The organism is Flavobacterium limi (genome assembly GCF_010645075.1).
Taxonomy (GTDB): domain Bacteria; phylum Bacteroidota; class Bacteroidia; order Flavobacteriales; family Flavobacteriaceae; genus Flavobacterium; species Flavobacterium limi.
Genome location: NZ_JAADZV010000008.1, coordinates 161,049 through 182,725, shown reverse-complemented (window position 1 = coordinate 182,725; position 21,677 = coordinate 161,049). Strand labels below are relative to the sequence as shown.

The 21,677-nt window shown below is 36.4% G+C and carries 7 protein-coding genes; all 7 read right to left on the bottom strand.

Features of this window, described 5'->3' with window-relative positions; all coding sequences use genetic code 11:
* Positions 1-113: 113 nt before the first annotated feature.
* Positions 114-4,646, bottom strand: a complete 4,533-nt coding sequence (locus tag GXM16_RS16815; protein WP_163395656.1) for a glycosyl hydrolase — start codon at positions 4,644-4,646, stop codon at positions 114-116.
* Positions 4,647-5,018: 372 nt separating this feature from the next.
* A complete protein-coding gene (locus GXM16_RS16810; RefSeq protein WP_163395655.1) occupies positions 5,019-6,998 on the bottom strand; it encodes a RagB/SusD family nutrient uptake outer membrane protein in 1,980 nt (659 codons plus the stop codon).
* A gap of 13 nt (positions 6,999-7,011) precedes the next feature.
* Positions 7,012-10,344 (bottom strand): SusC/RagA family TonB-linked outer membrane protein, encoded by a 3,333-nt coding sequence (locus tag GXM16_RS16805; RefSeq protein ID WP_163395654.1) that lies wholly within the window; start codon positions 10,342-10,344, stop codon positions 7,012-7,014.
* A gap of 433 nt (positions 10,345-10,777) precedes the next feature.
* Positions 10,778-11,926, bottom strand: a complete 1,149-nt coding sequence (locus GXM16_RS16800) for a glycoside hydrolase family 88/105 protein (RefSeq protein ID WP_163395653.1) — start codon at positions 11,924-11,926, stop codon at positions 10,778-10,780.
* Between the two features lie 228 nt (positions 11,927-12,154).
* A complete protein-coding gene (locus tag GXM16_RS16795; protein ID WP_163395652.1) occupies positions 12,155-13,399 on the bottom strand; it encodes a DUF2264 domain-containing protein in 1,245 nt (414 codons plus the stop codon).
* Between the two features lie 282 nt (positions 13,400-13,681).
* Positions 13,682-17,776 (bottom strand): hybrid sensor histidine kinase/response regulator transcription factor, encoded by a 4,095-nt coding sequence (locus GXM16_RS16790; protein ID WP_163395651.1) that lies wholly within the window; start codon positions 17,774-17,776, stop codon positions 13,682-13,684.
* 252 nt (positions 17,777-18,028) lie between these two features.
* Positions 18,029-21,145, bottom strand: coding sequence for a beta-galactosidase, LacZ type (gene lacZ, locus GXM16_RS16785; RefSeq protein ID WP_163395650.1), 3,117 nt, complete (start codon positions 21,143-21,145; stop codon positions 18,029-18,031).
* Positions 21,146-21,677 lie beyond the last annotated feature (532 nt).

Genomic DNA, 21,677 nt, shown 5'->3' with positions numbered 1-21,677 from the left:
CATTTAATTATCCATTTACAATTCGGCGGTATTATTGTTTCTTAAGAAAATGGGGGATCGCTCAAAATCCCCCATCGTCCAAAAACACATTATGAAACCAAACTAACTTATTTTTATTTCTTAATAATTCTGATCGTTTTATCTGGGTAAGAATGAAGCTTTACAAAATATAATCCTGAACTATTACGCTCGAGATTCAGGTGAATTTTACCGTTTTCAATCGTATAATCCGATTCAGAAATTACCTTGCCATCTACGGTGTAAATTGTAATTTTTTGCGCATTATCTGCTTCAAGAAAACTAATATCAAATTGACCTGAGGTAGGATTTGGAAAAGCACTAATATTTTCTGCCAATCCTGCCTTCGGTTTGTTTGTTGATAACGTTGTATCGATACTTCCGTAAAATTCAAGTTCTGCTATATTGCCATAACCAGTCGGTGTGTACCAGTAAATGTATCTGTACTTTGGAGTTGCCAAACCACTGTCTGTCGCAAAAAGATCATTGGCAGGCGTTTGCGTAATCACGTGCAAAACATCGTAAACATTCAAATAGTCCTCGCTATTTGAGCCACGAATCTCGCTTCCGGGCATACGATTACCAAATCCGTTTCGGGGAACATATCTGATGTCTGTTAAACTCGCTTTTTTATCCGTTCCAAAATCATATCCTAAATAGCCAATTGCCGTTGGTCCATCCACGAAAGTGGTAATATCCTCATCAAAAGCTTTTTCGATTGTAAAACCACTATTATTATAAGATCCCTGATGACCAATTACACTGCCCGTGATTTTTTGACCCAGTGCCGGTGTAGCATTTAAAATATTTGAATCAGGGCCTTCTCCCAAGGTATTGAACGCAGAGATTTTATAGAAATAAGGATTACCGTTGACAACTGATACATCCTGATATTCATTTGCAGTAACGGTTGCGATAACCGTAAAAGGACCTGAGGCCGAAGTGGCTCTTTTTACATAAAAACCGGCATCATACATAAAATCCCATTTGAGATTAACCCTTGCATCACCGTATGCCAAAGTTGCATTTTCAACGGCAAGCGGAATTGCAAATGCCATTGTCTTAACCTGTAAAGGTGAAGAATACGTACTTTCACCGCCTGTATTTACAGCTGCCAGTTTATAGAAATAGTCTTTATTCTCCTGTAAATTGGTATCGTCGAAAGTTGTTTCTTTTAAATATACAGCTACATCTTCGTACGTTCCATTCACCGTTTCTGATCTTTTAATTGTATAGGATTCGGCTCCTGCAACAGCCGGCCATTTTAAATTAATGATGGATTTCGATAATGCCTTTCCAACGATATCCGAAGGCGTAGCGGCAATTGGAGACTGCTCAAAAACCAGTACCGCCGAGTATGCTGATTCAGTATTGTCTTTACTCACAACTTTAATTCGGTATTCTGCTTTTGAATGAACTACATCAATCTGCTTAATGATTTTATAATCTGTTGTTTCATAAAAAACAGAGAAGTCATTTTCCCCAGTTAATTTTCTTTCGAGAATATATTTATTTACTAAATCATTATTGGTGCCTGTCCAGTTTACGGTAATATTTTGATAATCTGAAGACAGCTGATAGCTCAGTGTTTCTACTTTTGTTTTCCAGGTAGGAATGTACTCTCTATTCGAACTAAAAGCTTTTGCCGAAGCATTATTGGCATAATATTCACCTGCCGGGGTTAAAACCACATAACTGGTAGCGGTACTGGAAATTACCGGAGCCGTCTGAAGCCAAACGTAATTTTGCCAGTTCGGATTTCTGGTTTTAAAAGCATCATCTATAGTGACATACATTGCCCTGGCATCCTGAACCCAGTTGTATATTGAATAACGTTCTACATAATCTGTAGTTTCAAGCAGCGTTAATATGGCAGCCAGATCATTTTTATGCTTAACGGCATTTGCATCTGTTAATAAAGTTGGTCCGTCAGGGAAATTATTGCCTGTCCAGTTGGCTCCTATATTCCATTCTGTAATCCAAAGTGGTCTTTTGTATCGGTCATAGATATTCTGCAAATCACTTTTCCACTGAGCTGCCGTTTTGTACCAGTAACAGTGAATTGCAACATAATCGATTCGGTAATTATTGGCTTCAGCCTGAGCCATAAAAGTCCCCATCCACGGATTAAACGGATCCGATGTTGCCGGAGAACCTAATCGTAATCCCGATTTCATCAATGCCGGCCAGGAAGCTATAGCTGCTTCAACCGTCATATTTGCCTGATCCGGGCGATCTGGTTCGTTGAATCCGAGAAGATGTGTATAACCTTCTTTTGTGTAAGCAGGCGTAAATGAAGGCCAGAAATTAGTCTGTCTTATCGGTACATATTCAATATTTGGCGTAGAACTCATTCCGGTATTCCAATTGTAATACCAGGTGATATTGGTTGCATCCATTGCCTCTGTGCTTCCGCCAGCCAGTCCTTTTTTATTGACTTCGTGCCATTTCATTGTTCTGATGAATGAAATTGTTCCATTTAAATTCACAGGCAAAACCGCAATTTCCAAATCCTGATTTTCTGCGATATAAACCCTGCTATATCCGCTTCCGTCTGAATTTGAAGCAAAAGTCACCATGTAGCCTTTTTTCAGTTTGAAGGATTTGATGGTATTATCAAATGAACTTAGATTATCATGAGGTGTTACGGAAGCATATTGCTGTGAAGTTCCACCAAAATTTTCTGCTGTAAAAACTTCCAGAGGCATTTCGTTTACCGAATAAGGAGCTACTACGGCCCCACTGCCATAATTGGTCACCTGAACATTTGAACCATTATCCGCCGCAACGCCATTTAACGAAATGTATTGTAAATAAGAACTAATAACCTCGCTCGGTTTTTTGTTTTCAAAATATAATCGGGCATTTGCCGAATTTAAATTCACCGTTGCATTAATCAGCGGATTGTAGGCATTTTTCAAATATAAAGAAGCGGATCCGTTCAAAACTACGCTTGATTTTGCATAAGCACCAACATTTAGGCTATTCGTAATTTCAGAGGTTATAGCAGAAGGGCTGATTACTTTTTCAGGAGCATAAGCCGTATTTTCAAAAGTTACAGAGCTCACTTCCATATCTACTGCACCGGCAGCATAATTTTTACCAATTACGATATTCGCCATTTGCTGCGTCTGGATTTTTAAATCGGCTATTCCAAAAAGGGCTTTATCACCTGTAATATTGATGTAATACATACCGGCTGCCTGAGACTGAAAAGATAAATCGCCTTTTTTCAGTTTATTGACATCACCCGTTACAAAACTTTTAGTTGAAAGTATTGTCCCTGCTCCGTTAACCAATGTTGAAACTGAAACATTCATTTGAGAACCCGGAGCTAAATTTGAAATGTACTCATACAGCCATGAAAACTGATAATCTTTTGAAGCTTCCAGTTGTACCGGAAACGAGTAAACCGAATTTTCCTGAGCGCCATCCCAACGGATATACAATAACCTTCCTGCGTAATTAGTATTATCTGATTCTAAAGCATGTCCCGTAGTTACATCCATATAACGTACTCCACTGGCAGCGTTTGCCGTATTAAAAATTGAGGAAGAAACAGAATTTGTCCAGCCATAAACAGCGGGTACCCCTGCATTATCATTCGCAAAACCATCCCAGGTATTGATTAAATTGGAAGATTTAAGTTTTAAATCTGCAATCGCCATAAGCCCGGATCCAGCGGTGATAGTAATATAAAATGTACCATCAGCAGCGGCGATAAAAGAAAAATCTCCTTTTCTTAATTTAGTTGCATTTCCTGTTACAAATGATTTAGAGGCTATAACTCCTGTTCCGTTCGCAGCAGCTGAAATGGCTACATTGATAGGAGTTCCCGGAGCCGAATTCGATACATATTCATAAATCCACGAAAATTCATATTTAATGTCTTTTTCTAATTTTACAGGATAGCTGTAGGTTGAAGTTGAATACGCACTATTATCCCAACGTATGTACATAATCCTTCCGTTGTAAGCGGTATTATCGGATTCGAATGTATGTCCTGAAGTTACATCCAGATATCTGACACCGCTTGAAGAATTAGCCGTATTCCATGGCAGACTTGCAGACGTATTTGCCCAGCCATAATCATTTGGTTTTCCAGAATTATTCCCTGTCACTCCTGCCCATCTTCCCAACAGATTATCTGACCCGTAGACCGTTGGCGTTACAGAATTATCAATTACAAAATCTAATGCTTTTGAAGTTAAAAAATGACCGTCCTGATAAATATTCACAAAACCATTTTTTACAGCATACCTGTATGTCTGCTCCTGAGCATTATCAGCAGAAGTGCTTAAATTTTCTACTGCTGATAATTCTGTAGAATGACTGAAAGTAGTTTTATCCAAAGAAGTCCGAAATCCGAGTCCAGCCGTGTTTTTAACCTCGACATCCAAACCTCTTCCCTGAGCAGCATTTACTTTTGCTTTTACCTCAAGGGTAAACTCGGTTTGATTGGATAAAGGAAAAGATATTACATCCGATGCCGCATTATTACTAAATGTTTTAGGTCCGCTTAATGCTGTTGCTAAAGTTACCTTAACAGGAAGATTAGGAGCCTGTGCCTGTATCCGGAACAGAAAGACCGATAACCCGAAAAATAAAAAGGTGTATAATTTTTTCATATGAAATCTATTTAAAAATTGTTTTAAAATTTTTGTTTTACTCTTTTAGTTAGTGACAAATTAATTTGGTGCAGAAACGAAAAGCTTCCGCGATTATTAACCGGTAAAAATGTATGATTCATGTGAATTTTAACCGGATCGAAGCAGATCTGAAATAGAAAATATCTTTCAGCCTAAAATCCAGGTTCATAAAGACCCCAGCATTATCCTTTTACAGATAATGCTTAGTGGTCGATATTTTAAAACTATTAATTGAGGGGCAAAACTTATTTTTTCTTAAATGAATGTATTGTCGTTTTAAAGCTTAAATGTTAGGTAATTTGAGCTTCTAACTTTGTGGTATTGTCACATTCAAATTGGTATTTCAGCATATTATAATACACTTTCATCGGCAACCGCATCCTGCCATTTATCCCAAACCTTAACGTTAGGATCGTAACCGTCATAACCAAAGTTCTGACTTAATTTACCTTTCGTATTGGCCGTTATAGCGCTATTTGGAATTGGCCAATAGTTGTTACGTTTGTCCATGGTATAAAACTTAGTACCATTTGGCACTACGATTCCGCTTGGGTATTTATTGTAAAGTGTGTAATGTGTAATACGCTGGTACCAGTAACTTCCTCCGGATGCATCGGTGCCAGATTGTTTATCCCAATTGCTTAAGCTGTAGGTCTGACCCCATTCATCCGGTTTTCCGCTTATGGCTAAACAATGGGAAATACGTTTTAATTCTACATTTCTCCATTCCTCCAAATAAAGCTCCCTGCCTCTTTCTGCACAAATATCCCCAATCGTTACATTAGTATACATTTGAGAAGCTCCGGCTCTTGCTCTCACAGCATTTACATCCTGTGCTGCTCCACCTGCATTTCCCTGATAAAAACGCGCCTCAGCTCTTAATAAATACGTTTCTGCTAAACGATATAAATACCAATGCGCTTTACTTCCTGTACTTGCTCCCTGAAAATCAGTTGCATTTGGATTGGTTTCATTTACAACATCATGCAGATAGATTTTATACAGCGGAAAGTCAAACCATTCACGAAGGGTGTCCCTTGATAGCAGAACACCATTATGTTTCATTCTAAAATTTTGCTGATAATATGCAGAAGTTTTATCACTGTATTTAAGATCTTCCATGTTCACCCAGTTACCAACAGTATTGTTATGTCTAAGATCCTGTTTATCTTCAATTCCATTAACAACCCACATAGGATGCTGTGAATAATAGGAAGCACTAATAGTTGCAATACCTCGCCCGAGTGCTCTTGCATAATCATATTTAACCTGATAATTGGCATTGTTTGAGGCAAAACGGGCAGCTGCCTGTTTACCATCTGGTGTCGTTAGTGTACCAGAATTCCAGTTAGGTCCAAAGATCCTCATGGAAGCAAAAGGTAAAAATGATTGTACGCCTCCGTTTGGCATTATCATAATAGCTTCTTTATTAGCAGCAATAACCTTGTTTTCAGGCCTGTGCAAATCCCAGATAACATTTCTGGTAATAGTCCACGTTTGTGGATTTCCTCCCTGATCAAATGTTCCAAAATTACTTTGCATCAGAGAATAACCTGACTGATTAATCAGGATATTGGCCTGTGCTTCTGCTTCTGCAAATTTTCCGGAAGCCAAATAACACTTAATCAATAACTGACGGCATGCTCCTTTATTCACCACACCTAAATAAGGTAGTTTTGACTGTTCCGGAACCCATTCTACAGCCTTTTCCATATCTGCCGTAATCATTTCAATAATAGCCTCTTTTTTAGTAGAATAATAGCTTTGCTTTGGAACTTCTAAAATTTTAGTAATTAAAGGTATATCTCCAAACTGATATACCAGATTAAGATAACGGTATGCCCTGTGAAAGTAAGCCTGACCGATATACTTGTTCTTAACTTCCTGAGTTAAACTGGTCACCTTATCAATGTAAGTCAATATAGTATTGGCGTGTTTAATACCGGTATATGCTTCGTCCCAGTAAAACCCAAGATAAAAATCATCATTTGTTCCCGTTTTAAAACTTCCGGTAGGCACTATAGTATTTGCAAAATCAGAAATAGTACTGGTGTTATCGGTTTTTCCATATTTTGCCATATCAGAGAAAACATATTCTGTACCAATAGGCACACTATTACCGGCATTATTATAATGAATATAATTATTACGCAATTGTTTATCAGCACTTGCTAAAACTGCCTGCAAGCCAGATTCTGTTGAAAATGTAGTTTCAGGTTCGTAAAACGATAATGGATCAGGCTCCAGAAAATCCTCTGAACAAGAAACCAACAGTGCTGAAGCTACTAAAGGCAAAAGTGTTGAGATGCTGTTTTTTATATATTTTTTCATTGTTGAATAATTATTAAAGTGAAACGTTAAAACCTAAATTAAACATTCGTGTAGCCAGTCCGCCTGTTTCCGGGTCTCCATAATACTTCCATTCTCCGGAAGCAGACCATGTTGCAGCATTCTGAACTGAAGCATAGATTTTGAAATTCCTAACATGCAGGCGGTCTAAAAGATCTTTAGGAAGTGTATAAGCCAGCGAAATATTATCTAAACGAATAAAACTGCGATCGTATAATTTTGCTGTTCCGGCTCCTGCAGGTCCTCTTGCATCAAGACGGGCCCAGTCATTCGTAGGATTGTCAATTGTCCAATACGGATTTACAAACGGATTATAGTTGTTTGTGTACAAACTACCATCATTATAAGTATTCATGTAGCGTCCGTCAAGTGATTTGTGTCCCATGTAAGAATACATATTGATTGCCAGATTCCAGTTTTTATAGAATTTAAACTCATTACGCAGCGACCAGTTAATTGGAGGAGCTGTCTGTCCCAAAAATTGCTTGTCTTTTTCATTATAAACAGGTTTTCCATTTACATCATCAGCTGTGTAGCTGTTTTCAACTTTTGGATCTCCAGGACGCTGTCCGTATTTTGCAGCTTCTTCCCACTCCTCTTTTTGCCAGATGCCGATTACTTTATAATCCCAGATTTGAGAGATTGGTCTTCCTATAAACCATCCATTGGTTTTTTCATCAGACTCTTTTTGTCCGATAACATTACCATTGGCATCCTTGATATCTTCCATATTACCATATAGTGCATTAATGATATTCTTGTTGTATGAAAAGGCAGCCATAGTAGTCCATTCAAAATTTGGATTTTTAATATTTATGGTGTTAAGAGCTATCTCAATGCCTCTGTTTTCAACTTCTCCAAGATTGGTTGCAATTGAGCCAAATCCGGTAAAACCAGGTAAACGCTGAATCATTATCATGTCATGAGTAATTGATCTGTAAACATCAATTGTACTTGTAATTCGGTCGTTTAAGAACCCAAGGTCAAGACCAATATTTGTAGCTTCTGTTTTTTCCCACTGCAAATTTGGATTTGCCATACGATCGATTCCTAAATACTTCACATCAACAATGTTTCCTGAAGCATCAATATAACCCATTGTTGCACCGGTACCAGAACTTAAGTTTGCTAAAGCTATGTAGGGATCAGAAAGCGTTCTGTTTCCGTTTTTACCCCAGGACAGACGTAATTTACCTGTACTCATAGGATTCCAATTGAACCAGCTTTCTTTATTAAAAGTCCATGCCGCTGCAACAGAAGGGTAAACTCCATACGGATCTGTAGATCCAAATGCTGAGTATCCATCGCGGCGTATCGTTCCCGTAACCATATAACGATCATCAAACGAATAGAAAAGTCTCGCCATTAATGCATCGGCTGTCTGATGCGTATCGTTGGATGTAAACGTACTGTTTGCAAGTGTTGCATTAGCAATATTATGAAACCCTAATGCATCTGAAGGCAGAATATTATTGGCATCAATACGATCTGACCATGTTCGGAGCTCTTCGGCTTCCTGAACAAAAGTGGCTATAATATGGTGTTTTTCAGCAAATGTATAATCCCATGTTAAGGTGTTATTCAGGTTCCATGTAAAATTTTTACCGTTTTCCCTGTCTACTCCTATGGTTGCAGGATTCCAGCTTTTATGACCTGATGACTGAAAATAACGATTGTAAAAAAATTGATAACGTGGTGCAACATTAAAAGAATAACTAATTCCATAAGGTAAACTTACCTTGGTATTGAAAATGGTATTCAATACCGTATATCCCCTCTCAAGGTCTATAAACTGGCGATCGTAGTAATAATTATACCCACCTATAGTTTGTCCCATTGGCTGTCTCTCATATGCACCGTTTACATCTTTAAAGTTAGAAAAAGGGCTGTTTCTTAACATATTGGCATCCCAGTAATTAGTGCCTGTACCAACAGCAATGTCTCCGTCTGTACGGTCCTGAAAATTAACATTAGCTCCAAATTCCAGCCAGCTTGTAATTTTCGCATCCACTTTCATATTAGCACGAACTGCCTCATAGTCATTACCCTGAATGGCTCCTTCTGACGTTAAATATCCCAAAGACATATAATAATTTACTTTGTCACTTGCTCCGGAAACACTTAGATTATGATCATGATTAATTCCTCTTCTAAAAGTACTGTCATACCAATTGTGTGTTTTCCCTTCTGTAAAATTTTTCAAAAGCATGGGGTCAGTAATTCCTAAACGGAGTCCCCACACTTCATTCAGACTCTTTCCTTGTGTTTGTCCAACAGGCTGATAAGCCAGCCATTGCGCTTCAGTGATGCCATATTGGTCTAATTGGCCTGGATTTGTATAGTATCCCGGTTTGCCGGCAGCTGTTCCTGTTATCCATGCTTCATAATTTCCGGTAGCTGTATTTTGACCATATGTTTTAGCAGTCTCCCAATCCTGACGATATTTTACATACCCTTCAGGAGAATATACATCACGATAAGCACTTTCATTGACAATTGTTGTGTTGGTAGTAACGTTTATGACAGGCTTACCTGTTTTTCCTCTTTTTGTCGAAATAACAATAACTCCTGCAGATGCTTTAGAACCAAATATAGCTGTTGCTGATGCATCTTTTAAAACATCAATCTGACCAACATCATCAGGATTGATTTCTGAAAGCTCTCCATAAAACTGCATTCCATCTAAAATAATAAGGGGTGAATTACGATTTGCACCATCAGGATTGTAAACAGAAGTCTGTCCACGAATCTGCAAAGACCCTCCTCCTTTTGCATCCGCAGAATATCCGACTTTTAAACCAGGAACACCTCGCAATAAATCCTGGACAGTCTGCGGATTCTGATTTGCCAGAGCTTCCGGTTTAACCTGAACAATTGATCCTGTTAAATCTTTTTTCTTCATTTTACCATATCCTACTACCACTACTTCCTCTAAAGAAGCAGCATCTTCTTTCATTTGTACCGTAATATCAGATTTGCCTTTTGCGGAAACTTCCTGTGTAACATAACCTACAAAAGAAACTACCAATATTGAGTTTTCATCACCGGCTAAACTAAATTTTCCGTCGAAATCTGTTATAGTGCTTATTTTTGTTCCTTTTATCAAGACGGAGGCACCGGGCAAAGGCAATCCTTTTTGATCTTTAACCTGTCCGCTTATACTGTTCTGCTGCTGTAGTTTTTCTAATTTCGCTACACCCCCTGAATGGGCAGTGTACGCATGTACCTGTGTCAAAGAAACCAATGCACACATTAATGTGAGTTTCTTTTTAAAATCAAATCCGGATACGCAATCAGGAGCCTTAATCTTCCTAATAAAATTTGTCATCTTTGGTTGTAATTTTGGTTAAATGATTTAGTTAAGTTATAAATCTATAGGGCCATTATGAACAATACAATTGCTTTTAAATTTGTTTTTTTAAATACAGCATTTTATTATAAGTCCAATGATTTACAAGACAAATCTAACATAACACTTACAAGCAAAGGGGGGTAATTACAGCATTATAAAAGGGGCAAATCAGCATATTATCATTTAAATCAGATATTTTTATGACTATCCTAAAAAAAATGCATTAAAAATATTTAATACACAATCATTTAAAATCACCAAAGATTTCTTGAAAATGAAAAACAAATTATTTTCGATATGAATTATACCAATTTATGGCTATTAAAAAGACATAAAAATTAAATTCTAAACTTATATAAATGCAAAAAGCTGTCTATAAAGACAGCCCTTTGCATACACTTATGATAAGTTATTTTACAAAACGAGACATTTCAGATGCTGCTAGTAAAAAAGCACCAACACCAAAATCTGCTGTAGAATTTTTATCTACTACCTGACCCGGAATCGCTTTTTCGCCAATCGGCTGAACATAACCTACCGTTCCATCTTCCTGAAGTGCGAATTTGGTTAGGTAATTCCATGATTTTTCTACCACAGGCAGATATGTTTTTTTGTCTAAAACTCCATTGTTGATTCCCCATAGAAATCCGTAGGTAAAAAATGCTGTTCCGCTGGTTTCAGGACCCGGCGCATGTTGAGGATCCAGGATACTTCTTGTCCAGTAGCCTTCTTTTTCCTGGGCTGCTGCCAAAGCTTTAGCCATGTCCTTAAAACGAGTAATGTATTCTGCCCTGTGTTTGGCTGATTTTGGTAAATCCTGAATAATTTTGGCATAACCGGCAAAAATCCAACCGTCTCCTCTCGCCCAAAAATCTTTTTTACCGTTCGCACTTTTATGTTTTGGATAAATGTATTTTGCATCACGGTAGTATAGTTTTGCCTCGTTGTCATACATAATACTATCCGAATATTGTAAATAAGAATGCAGTTTTTCCAGATACATTTCATTCCCGGTAACGTTGTACAGCTTTGTCATTACCGGCATTACCATATATAATCCGTCAACCCACCACCAGTAATCATTAGCAGAAGTACTCATTTCGTACTCCATCACTTCACGTGCCCGGGCAATTTTACGGGGATCGTTTTTTCCTGTAAAGTTGTACAGATCGATATAAGTCTGAAAACAAATCTGCCAGTCACCAAACAAAACGTGTTTGTCGGTTTCTCCGTAATTGTATTTCCATTCCGATTTATCATTTGATTTAGCTCCCATCCATTGATTTTTCTCAGCCCATGCCAGAGAGTAATCCAGATATTTTTTGTTTTTGGTCACTTTGTAAGCTTCCATGTTTCCGGTATGATAGGCCGAAACATGCCAAAAAGAATTGCCCGGTTCAGGATGTGTTTCCTGCCAGTGATTGTTAACTTTATCAATAATCGAAATCACTTCTTTTTTTGATTCTTTTATTGCAGCTGTTTTTTGGGCTGTACTTTTACAACTTAGTAATGAAGCTGTTGTTAATGCAATAAAAAATGAGTTTTTTAAATTTATCATTATATAAAAATTTGGTTTAAAATCTGTTAGTAATGTTTTTCTAAACACATAAGCGGTGTGATGGAATGTGTTTCTTTTAGATTTCTTTTTAAATTAAATCTATGTTCTATGTATTAAATATTATATCTCAAGTGTCACCCTGAGCGAAGTCGAAGGCTTTGAACCTAAAGGGGCTTCGACTCCGCTCAGTCTGACATCTGTTTTAATTACATCAATCTGATTATTTTATCATTTTTCAGCATGGTCAATCGGGATTTCCTGACCGGACCATATTTTCTTTTGTGTCCACGGCTTATACGCATCACTCCAAAAAGAATCTGTTTCCGGTAAACCCAAAACTAAAAAAGCTTCTGAACACAAATATAAACTTCCTGTAGAGATATATCCTTCGCCAATATTATTCTGATGACCATATAATCCTACCTGAAGCCAGCCATTTTTATCAAAAGTTCCTTTTGCATTTATCTGGTTATGAATCATAGCATAGAGCGCCGAACGAACCTGAGCCGGAGCAACTTCTTTTGGAAGTTCTTTCCAGAGTGCAATTTGGGATAACAGCTGAAAAGCACCAAAACGATACGCTAATGACCTGCCAATTGGTGGATAGGTTCCGTCCGGAGAAATTAATCTTTCCTGAATGGCAGCATAACGTCTGGCTCTTTTTAGCTCTGTTGTGAAATCGGTTTTGTAGTCGTTATTTTTATCTTTCAATACATTGTAAATATCCAGCTGCATTGGATGAATTACAAAACTGTTGTAATAATCCCAGTGAAAATCAGGACCGTCACCGTAAGTTCCGTCACCCAGATACCATTTTTTATGTTGTTCTAAAGCATAACTGAGGCGTTTCTGATCTTCGTCTTTATCAAATTTAATGATAGCGGCTTCTACCATTCCGGCAAAAAGCAGCCAGTTGCTTTGATACGGTTCAATTTTTCGGGATGATTTTAATGCTTTGATTACATTCTCTTTTGTAATGGCATCCAAGGGTTCCCAAAGCTGTTTTGGTGCCCGAAGCAATGCCTGTGCAAAAAAGGCAGCATCTACCAAAGGCTGTTTATCATTGACAAAATTCATAAAATCCAGACTATTCGGATCTGTCGCATTATGAATGGATTTTTGAGCCAAATCAATATATTTCGCTCTTAATTTACCTTCGGGAGTTTCGTCAGTACCCAACTCTAACCACGGAGCCATTCCGGAAAGCAGTCGGCCAAAAGCTTCCAGATACGTTACATTTGTTCTCGCATCCCAGGCACCGGGTGATCTTTCAACAGGCATTTTTACTTTCAATTCATTTTTGCTTAATGCTTCTAAAACAGGATCCCCAATTTTGACCAATGAAGACACAAAAAATTCACGAACCTTTTTAGGCGAATCCTTTTCCAGCTTTTTTGATTGTGCTTGTGAAGTCGTTATTGCTGTAAAATAGATCAATCCTGATAAAACAGTACTTTTAAAATAATTATTCATATGTCTTTTTATTTTATTAACCATTGTTTTAATTCATTATATAAAGTTCTTCGCTTTTTTTGAAAATACTCAATTCTTTTTTCCGTCAGTTCGAGTGTTTTGTTAAAAAAATGCGATAGTTTTTTTTTAACAAAATATATCGAGAACCTTAGTATCAAAAAGCTTCTCGATACAATTTTTAATCCTAAAGCTATCGCATTATGATTAAAAATCACTCGAAGTGACGAATGCGAATTTCTAAACTTAATGACATTTCAGCTAAGCCTGACAATAAATTTAAAATCAAGTCGATTTCCAGAAACTTTCATTTAAAATATATTTATTATCCTTTACGTTTTGATATTTCTTCTTAAATTCCGAAGGATTTAAATTATAAAACTGCTGAAAATGTTTCCTGAAATATTTAATATCACCAAAACCGGCAATGGAAGCCGCTTCACTGATCTGTAAATCTGTGGTAATTAATAATGTGGCTACTTTTCGTAATCGGACATTTCGGGTGAACTCAGAAACTGATTTTCCAGTAATTTTCTTGATTTTTTTATAAACCAAAGAATAACTCATTCCTAAATGTTCTGACAAATCATTTACATTAAAATTCTCCACATCCAGATTCGCATCAATGATATCTACAATTTTATCGATTAGTTTTTTGTCCTCATCAGACAGCTTTAAACTTGTCGATTTTTTTGTTACTGAATTAAGCAGGTAGTTCTGTTCGCTGTCACGTCTGGCAAATATTCCGCTGATTCGGGCTAATAAATAGTCGTTATCAAATGGTTTTGTAATGTAATCATCTGCACCTACTTCGGCACCTTTTAGCTTTACATCTTCTGAAGTTCCTCCTGTGAGTAAAATTACGGGGATATGCTTTAGCTCCTCATCAGACTTGATATGCTTGCAAAAAGCTACCCCATTCATTTCTCCCATAACCACATCAGAAATAATCAAATCGGGCATTACTTTTTTTATTACGGCTAAAGCAGCTTCTGCATTTTCTGCGACTGTAATATGATATTTTAGACTTAAAATCTTTTTTAAATAATTTCTTATCTGCACATTGTCATCAACCACCAAAATGCTTTTTGCATCTTTAACTAAATCTTTCACATTGTCAGGCTCTTCAACAGTTTTCAGTACATTTTCCTGCACTGTGGTATCTTCTAAAGCTTCTTCTAAAAATAAGGTTCTGTCACTTAAATCTTCACGAATTTCGACATCTCCAAAATGCTGTTTTCCGAGTAATAATTTAATTTCAAAAACAGATCCTCCATTTTCATTATCACGACAACTTACACTTCCGTGATGCTGCGTGATAAATTGTTTTACCAGATAAAGACCAATTCCGAATCCTTTTCGGTTATTTCTGATGTTTTTATTGGACTGATAGAACAGATTGAAAATTTTCTCCTTATCATCATCCGAAACGCCTTCTCCATTATCGGTAACATTGATGACAACCTCATTTTCTGAACATCGTAAATTAATCGTAACGGCACCATTTTCTTTTTCGGTAAATTTTAAAGCATTCGAAATTAAATTAAAAAGCGCCATCTCAATCTTTTCCCGATCTACATAAACCAGTACTTTTTCTTCAGAAATACTAAAACTGTAATCAATCTTTTTTGTTTTGGCATGCTGTACAAAACAGCTAAAAACTTCTTTGCAAAGCTCTACAATATCAATCTGACCAATTTTGAGCTTTCCGGTTTCGGTTTCGGTTTTTCTGAAAAGAAGCAGCTGATCCACCAGACTCAATAGTCTTCTCGAATTGCTGTAGACCATTTCTATGGCAGCCGGATCTATCTGCTGGTCTGTACCGTAGATTATTTCCTTTAACGGATTAATAATCATGGTTAAAGGCGACCTGAATTCATGCGAAATATTAGTAAAAAACGTTAATTTCTTTTCATTCAGTTCTTTTTCCTGCTTCGCCAGATCCTGAGAAAGCCTGACTTCGTATTTCAGTTTTTCCTGTTGGCGTTGGTATTTATCCACTACATAAATAATCAATCCGATGAGGAGAAAATAAACGAAATAAGCAAAACCGCTTCTGTACCATGGCGGTAATATGGTAACGGGCAATGAAATGGATTTTGTATTCCAGATTCCCTCTGCATTTGTAGATTTAATTTTGAGTACATAATCACCTTCTGTTATTCTGGAATAATTTGCATTCCGAATATTATCCACATAATGCCATTGCGAATCCCATCCTTCTAAAAAATAAGCATAGGATATTTTTTCAGGCAGACTGTATTCTAATGCCGCAAATTCGATATTGAGCATCGATTCGTCATAAGGCAATTTTAATTTATCAATTCCGAAAGCAGAAAAACCCGATTGATCAAAAAGCTTATTATTTACTTTTATGGAAGTTATAATAAGCTTTGGGAAGTCGTGATTCTGGTTCGTTATTTTGGTATTGATAATATTAAAACCTTTTATTCCGCCAAATACAATTTCGCCAGTAGAAAGTTTCAGTGCAGCATTATAATTAAACTGGTTACTTTGAAGTCCGTCAGCATCATGATAACTTGTTATTTTTCCGCTCGTTGCATTGTATACAAACAATCCGTTATAGGTGCTGCACCAATAGGTTTCTTTATTATCCTGAACAATATTTAAAACAGAATTATTGGGAAGTTTATTTCTCTGAGTCAAAAACTGGCTCTTAAAAGTCTTTGGATTAAAAAGCATCAAGCCTCCGCCTTCAGTACCTACGAGCATTTTTGTATCAGAATGTGAAATAATCGAACGCACCGGATATTTTACATCAATCTCTTTGCGTTTCATCGTTTTTAGATTGAGCTGGTACAATTTTGAAAAATTCCCGATCCAAAGATTACCATTTTTATCTTCTGTCATCGAAATGATTCCTCTGATTCCTGCATCCACAAAATCAAAATGATCAGCTGCTTCATTATATCGGTACAATCCTTCCTCATCCGGAGAAACTGCCCATAAAATGTTATTTTTACTTCGATAAAGCACCCAGATATTCTTTTGATTCCCATTCAGTTTAGGATTAAAAAGATTGTATTTTTTAAAGTTTCGGGTCTGGGAATTGAACAGACAAACTCCTCCTCCGTAAGTTCCAAACCACGTTCCTTTAGTATCTTTTAGGATGGCTGTAACGAAATTATTCGATAACGAATTTGGATTATTTGCATCATAAGAATAATTGGTAAATGAATTACTCCTTCTGTTCCATAAACTTACGCCGCCACCATCTGTTCCAATCCAGAGATTTTCATTATCCTGTTCTGATAATGAAAGGATAAAATCACTTGGAAGTGTGTTTTTTATTTCTTCATTTTTTGAAACTGTCGTAAAAGGGCTTTTTCTTTGTTCAATGATATTAACTCCTCCACGTAAAGTTCCAATCCAGACGCGGTTTGTATTATCCCTGAATAAGGATGAAATTGCATTGCTATTGAGTTTTTCTTCATTCAGATCTGAGTTTAGCAAAGAAAAAGTATCAGTAGCATAATTGTATTTTACAACACCGTTACCATTTGTAGCGATCCACAATTCTTTTGCATCCGGCTTGCACATCAAATCTGAAACAGGATACTGAATCTCCTGATTTTTATAAAGCTGATGTGTTTTATTTTTGACATTGTATTTTAGCAATCCCTGATCAGCCCCTACCCAAATATTTGAAAATTTATCATATAAAAGACAGCCACTGCCTAAAGTAACCGGAAAAACTACTGATAGCTTTTTCGCGGATGCATCCATCGTAACAAGTCCAACACCGGCAACAGAGCACCACAATTTACCGGATGGGTCAAAATCCATTTCCTGCACATGATAATCCCAGAGCAGTTTTCCTTTTGCATAAAGCGGAACCTGAATAATTTTTTCTTCATTTCCTCCATAATAAAGCAACCCCTTTCCTGCAGTCCCGATATACATTTTGGATTTAAAATCCCTGATTTGGTTGACTACAAAATCAATCACTTCAATTTGAGAATTTTTAGCGTTTATGTAACTTTTAGTAGTAAACTTATTTCGCAGATAATCGTAAACACTGATACCTCCTTTAGTGCCAATCCAGATTTCATTTTGAGTGCCGCAAATACTTACAATCCTGTTATTAACTAACGAATTGGTATCATTAGGTTCGTTTCTGAAACTCAAAAAATTATAACCGTCATACCTGCTGATTCCGTCGTAAGTTCCGAACCACATTAATCCCCGTTTGTCTTTGTAGACTGAAGTTACAGCATTATTAGCAAGCCCGTTTTTGATTCCGATATAGCCAATATCATATTTTTCCTGTCCGTATTTTGGAATAGCAGTTTTTACAGCCTGTGAATTAGCCATAAAGCAAACTAAAATCATTAAAAACAGAAGAGTTTTATTTTTCAAAACATTAGGGTATTTAAAGCTAAATATAACTCATTTTTACATAACGAATGACATGCTGAGTTCATTCGTGTTCTCTAAGGATAATCTTATTTGAAGGCTATTTAACTTTGAAGGGCTTCGTCTCCGCTCAGCCTGACACCGATTTAAATTACCTTCAACAATAAAATAGTATTGATAAAACTAAAAAATCAGAAAAACCTATGAGTAAATCATAGGTTTTCTTTCCACACAAACATAAACAAAAACGTCAAATTATTTGATTAATGAAATTACATACGAATAACTGTATTGCTTATCCAGTAAACGGTATGGATCATGAGGCAAACGTCCCCAGCTGTCATCACCGCCTAAGCCTCTTTGTTTGTAATCTAAGTGCAGATACACTGCTTCTTTCGAATCTAAATCCAGATCAGACGGATGGCGCTGAGCCTTCGTTTTGCCCGGATCTAAATCTTCTGTTGAAATATTCAGCGCACTAAACCCAAGAGTCTGCAATCCTTCGATTTTTATACCCTGACCTTTGTTATTTTTTAAAGTCAGCCAGCGGACATCTGTTTTATAACCACCTTCCTGAGGACGTATATAATGGCTTGTATATTGATTGATCACTTTGTCTGAATATTCACCAATAAACGAAGCGGAATTTCTGTCAGAGTAATTTTCCCATGGTCCTCTTCCGTAATAGTTCAGATTATCATAAGAACCATTTAACTTTGAACGCATTCCGAAACGAGGGATTTCAGGCAATTCTTTTCCGTTCATATCAATCGCAGCAGTTACTTTTATCGAACCATCGTTCTGAATCAGATAATTTACAGTGTAAGGAACTTCAACGCCAGCTAATTTGTAAGCCACTTTTACATGTAAGCCTTCTGAAGTATTTTTTTCCAAATTGACACTTACAACGGTTGGATTTTTTGATGCTTCTTTCCAGATTACTAATTTATCCTGCATATTGCTTCCAAAATCATTATCGGTTGGGGCACGCCAGAAATAAGGTGTTGGGAAATGGGTAAAAATAGCATTATCAGCATTTTTCAGATTGTATTTCAGGATTTCACCTTTTATCAAATCAAACTCTCCGGTAATGTTCTCTGTTTCAAAAGAAAGTACATTTGCTTTAACGCTATGTTTCAGTTTTGATGTACTTTTTGCAACGTCAATATTTTTAAACCAGGAACCTTTTCCTATTGCAAACTGTTCTCTGCCAAATTCATGCCCTTTGGCAACCAAAGGCGCATCGTATTTCGAAGCTGCGTAAACATTTAAAAAATATTCTGAACTATCATCAATTGCTCCTAAATCCAAAACCATCTTTTTACTTTCTTGAGGGGCAGCTACTACATTAAATTCGCCTGATTTTGATTTTACTCCATTTTTAATCAATTCCCATTTAAAAGTATAATCAGAAAGATTGGTAAAATTATAATGATTGGTTACCGTTAAATCAGACCCGTTACTGAACTGAAATTGAATGTTTTGATATACCTTTTTAATTTCATACAAAGCCGGTTTAGGGGTTCTGTTTGAAAATATAACGCCGTCTGCACAGCCATTTTCGTCATTTTGAAGTTTATCAGCCCCTAAATCACCACCGTAAGCCCAAAACGTTTTTCCTTCTGCATTTTTGGTTTTAATCCCCTGATCCACCCAATCCCAGATAAATCCTCCCTGCATGTGTTTGCTGCTATTGATAATATCCCAGTATTCCTGAAAATTTCCGCCGCTGTTTCCCATTGCGTGTGCATATTCACACATAATGTACGGACGTTTTTTATCGGCAGCCGCATAACTTTTCATGCTTTTAATTCCCGGATACATCGGGCATACAATATCGGTATTTCTGTTTTCCCCAGCCTGCTCAAACTGAACCGGACGTGTTGCATCTACTTGCTTTAACCAATCGTATGCATCATAGAAAACAGGACCGTTTCCACATTCATTTCCTAAAGACCAAATGATAATCGAAGGATGGTTTTTATCAAATGCAAACATTCTTTTGATACGATCCAGATGCGCTGGTGCCCATTCCGGTAAATAAGCAGGATGTTTTTTCTGATCGAACCAGTTTTGCCATTCGGCACCCATTGCATGTGATTCGATATTAGCTTCGTCCACAACATAAAAACCATACTCATCACACAAATCGTATAAATGGGTATCATGCGGATAATGACTCATTCGGATGGCATTGATATTGAATTCTTTCATTAACTTTAGATCTTTCAAGGAGGTTTTTTCATTTGGAACATGCCCGATTTCATCATCATGCTCATGAATATTGACACCTTTGACCATTACTGCTTTTCCGTTAACCAACAATTGAGCATTTTTGATTTCTACTTTTCTGAAGCCTGTTCTTTTAGAAACAATTTCAAGCGTTTTTCCTTTATCATCCAGTAATGTAATGGTATATCTGTACAGATTTGGCATTTCGGCATTCCATTTTTTTACATTTTCAATCGTGCCTGAAAAACTGATTTTTTCTTCTTTAGCGTTTACCTTTTTGCTTTCAGAATAAACTCTTTTTCCTTCTTTGTCAAATAATTCTACTTTTACAGAAGGATTTTTGATTTTATTATTTTCGAAATATTTTAAAGTGACATCCAGATTGAAAATTCCGTTTTTATATTGATTGTCCAGGTCGCTTTTTACAAAATAATCCCAAACAGTCGTTTTTGGCATTGCCTGCAAATAAACGTCACGTTCAATACCGCTCAGCCTCCAGAAATCCTGATCTTCTAAATAACTTCCGTCATGCCAGCGGAATACCTGAACCGCAATTAAGTTATCTCCTTTCTTTAAAAAAGAAGTAATATTAAACTCAGCCGGAGTTTTGGAAGCTTTGGTCATTCCGACTTCTTTTCCGTTCAGAAATACTCTGGCATAACCAGAAATTGAACCAAAATGAAGTATGATTTCTTTTTCTTTCCATGAATCTGTGACTGTAAAAGTACGTCTGTAAGTAGCTACGGGATTATAATCACCGTCTATAAATGGAGGATTTTTAGGGAAGGGATACGTAATATTCGTATAAATAGGAATGTCATAGCCCTGCAGTTCCCAGTTCGAAGGAACCTGAATGTTTTTCCAGTCTGTATCATTCAGATTTGTTGCATAAAAATCTGTTGGTCTTTGAGACGGATTTTGAACAATATTGAATTTCCAGCTTCCATTCAGACTCTTATACAGCTCTGATTTTTGAGGATTGTTGGCTTTTAATTCGGTTTCGTTACTGAATAAAAGAAAAGAACTTCTGCCCGCTTCTTTTCCCCGATCAATTATCTGAGGATTTTCCCATTCATTATTCTGGGCGTAATTATTTTGCAGGCTCAGAAATAAAGCAAGTGCTAATACAATTTTTTTCATCTATAAAATCAGGTTTAAAATTTAGTACTTCAGATTTTATTTCAATAAACTAATTCAGAAATAAAAGCAGGTTCACAAATTTATATAACGCGCTATATGGCTAAGAGGGGCGATACAATAAATTAGGAGGGACATATCAACATAAACTGTTTTTTTCAAGCCAAAGAGTCAACTGTTTTCCTGATTATTTAAATAAGAACGAAATTGAGGAACATTAAAATAAATTCATGTTTTTTCAAAAATTTCAAAACGAACGTAAAAATCTAAATTGAATTATTCATTTAACCAGAGTTAAATTAAACAGATAATAGCTTAATATTTCCTGAGTAATGCTTGTTTTTATTCTATTTATTTAAAATTGATTAGAGAAAATTGTAATACTATGTTTGGAATTACCTATTTTATTAAATAATAAAAGCTAAATAATTAAATTAGTAATTATTCTACAAAATTAATGGCAAATACATCATTTTAATTTTAAATACTAAAACGATTTAGTATGTTTGTGAATTGATTTTGAATTTGACAGCTA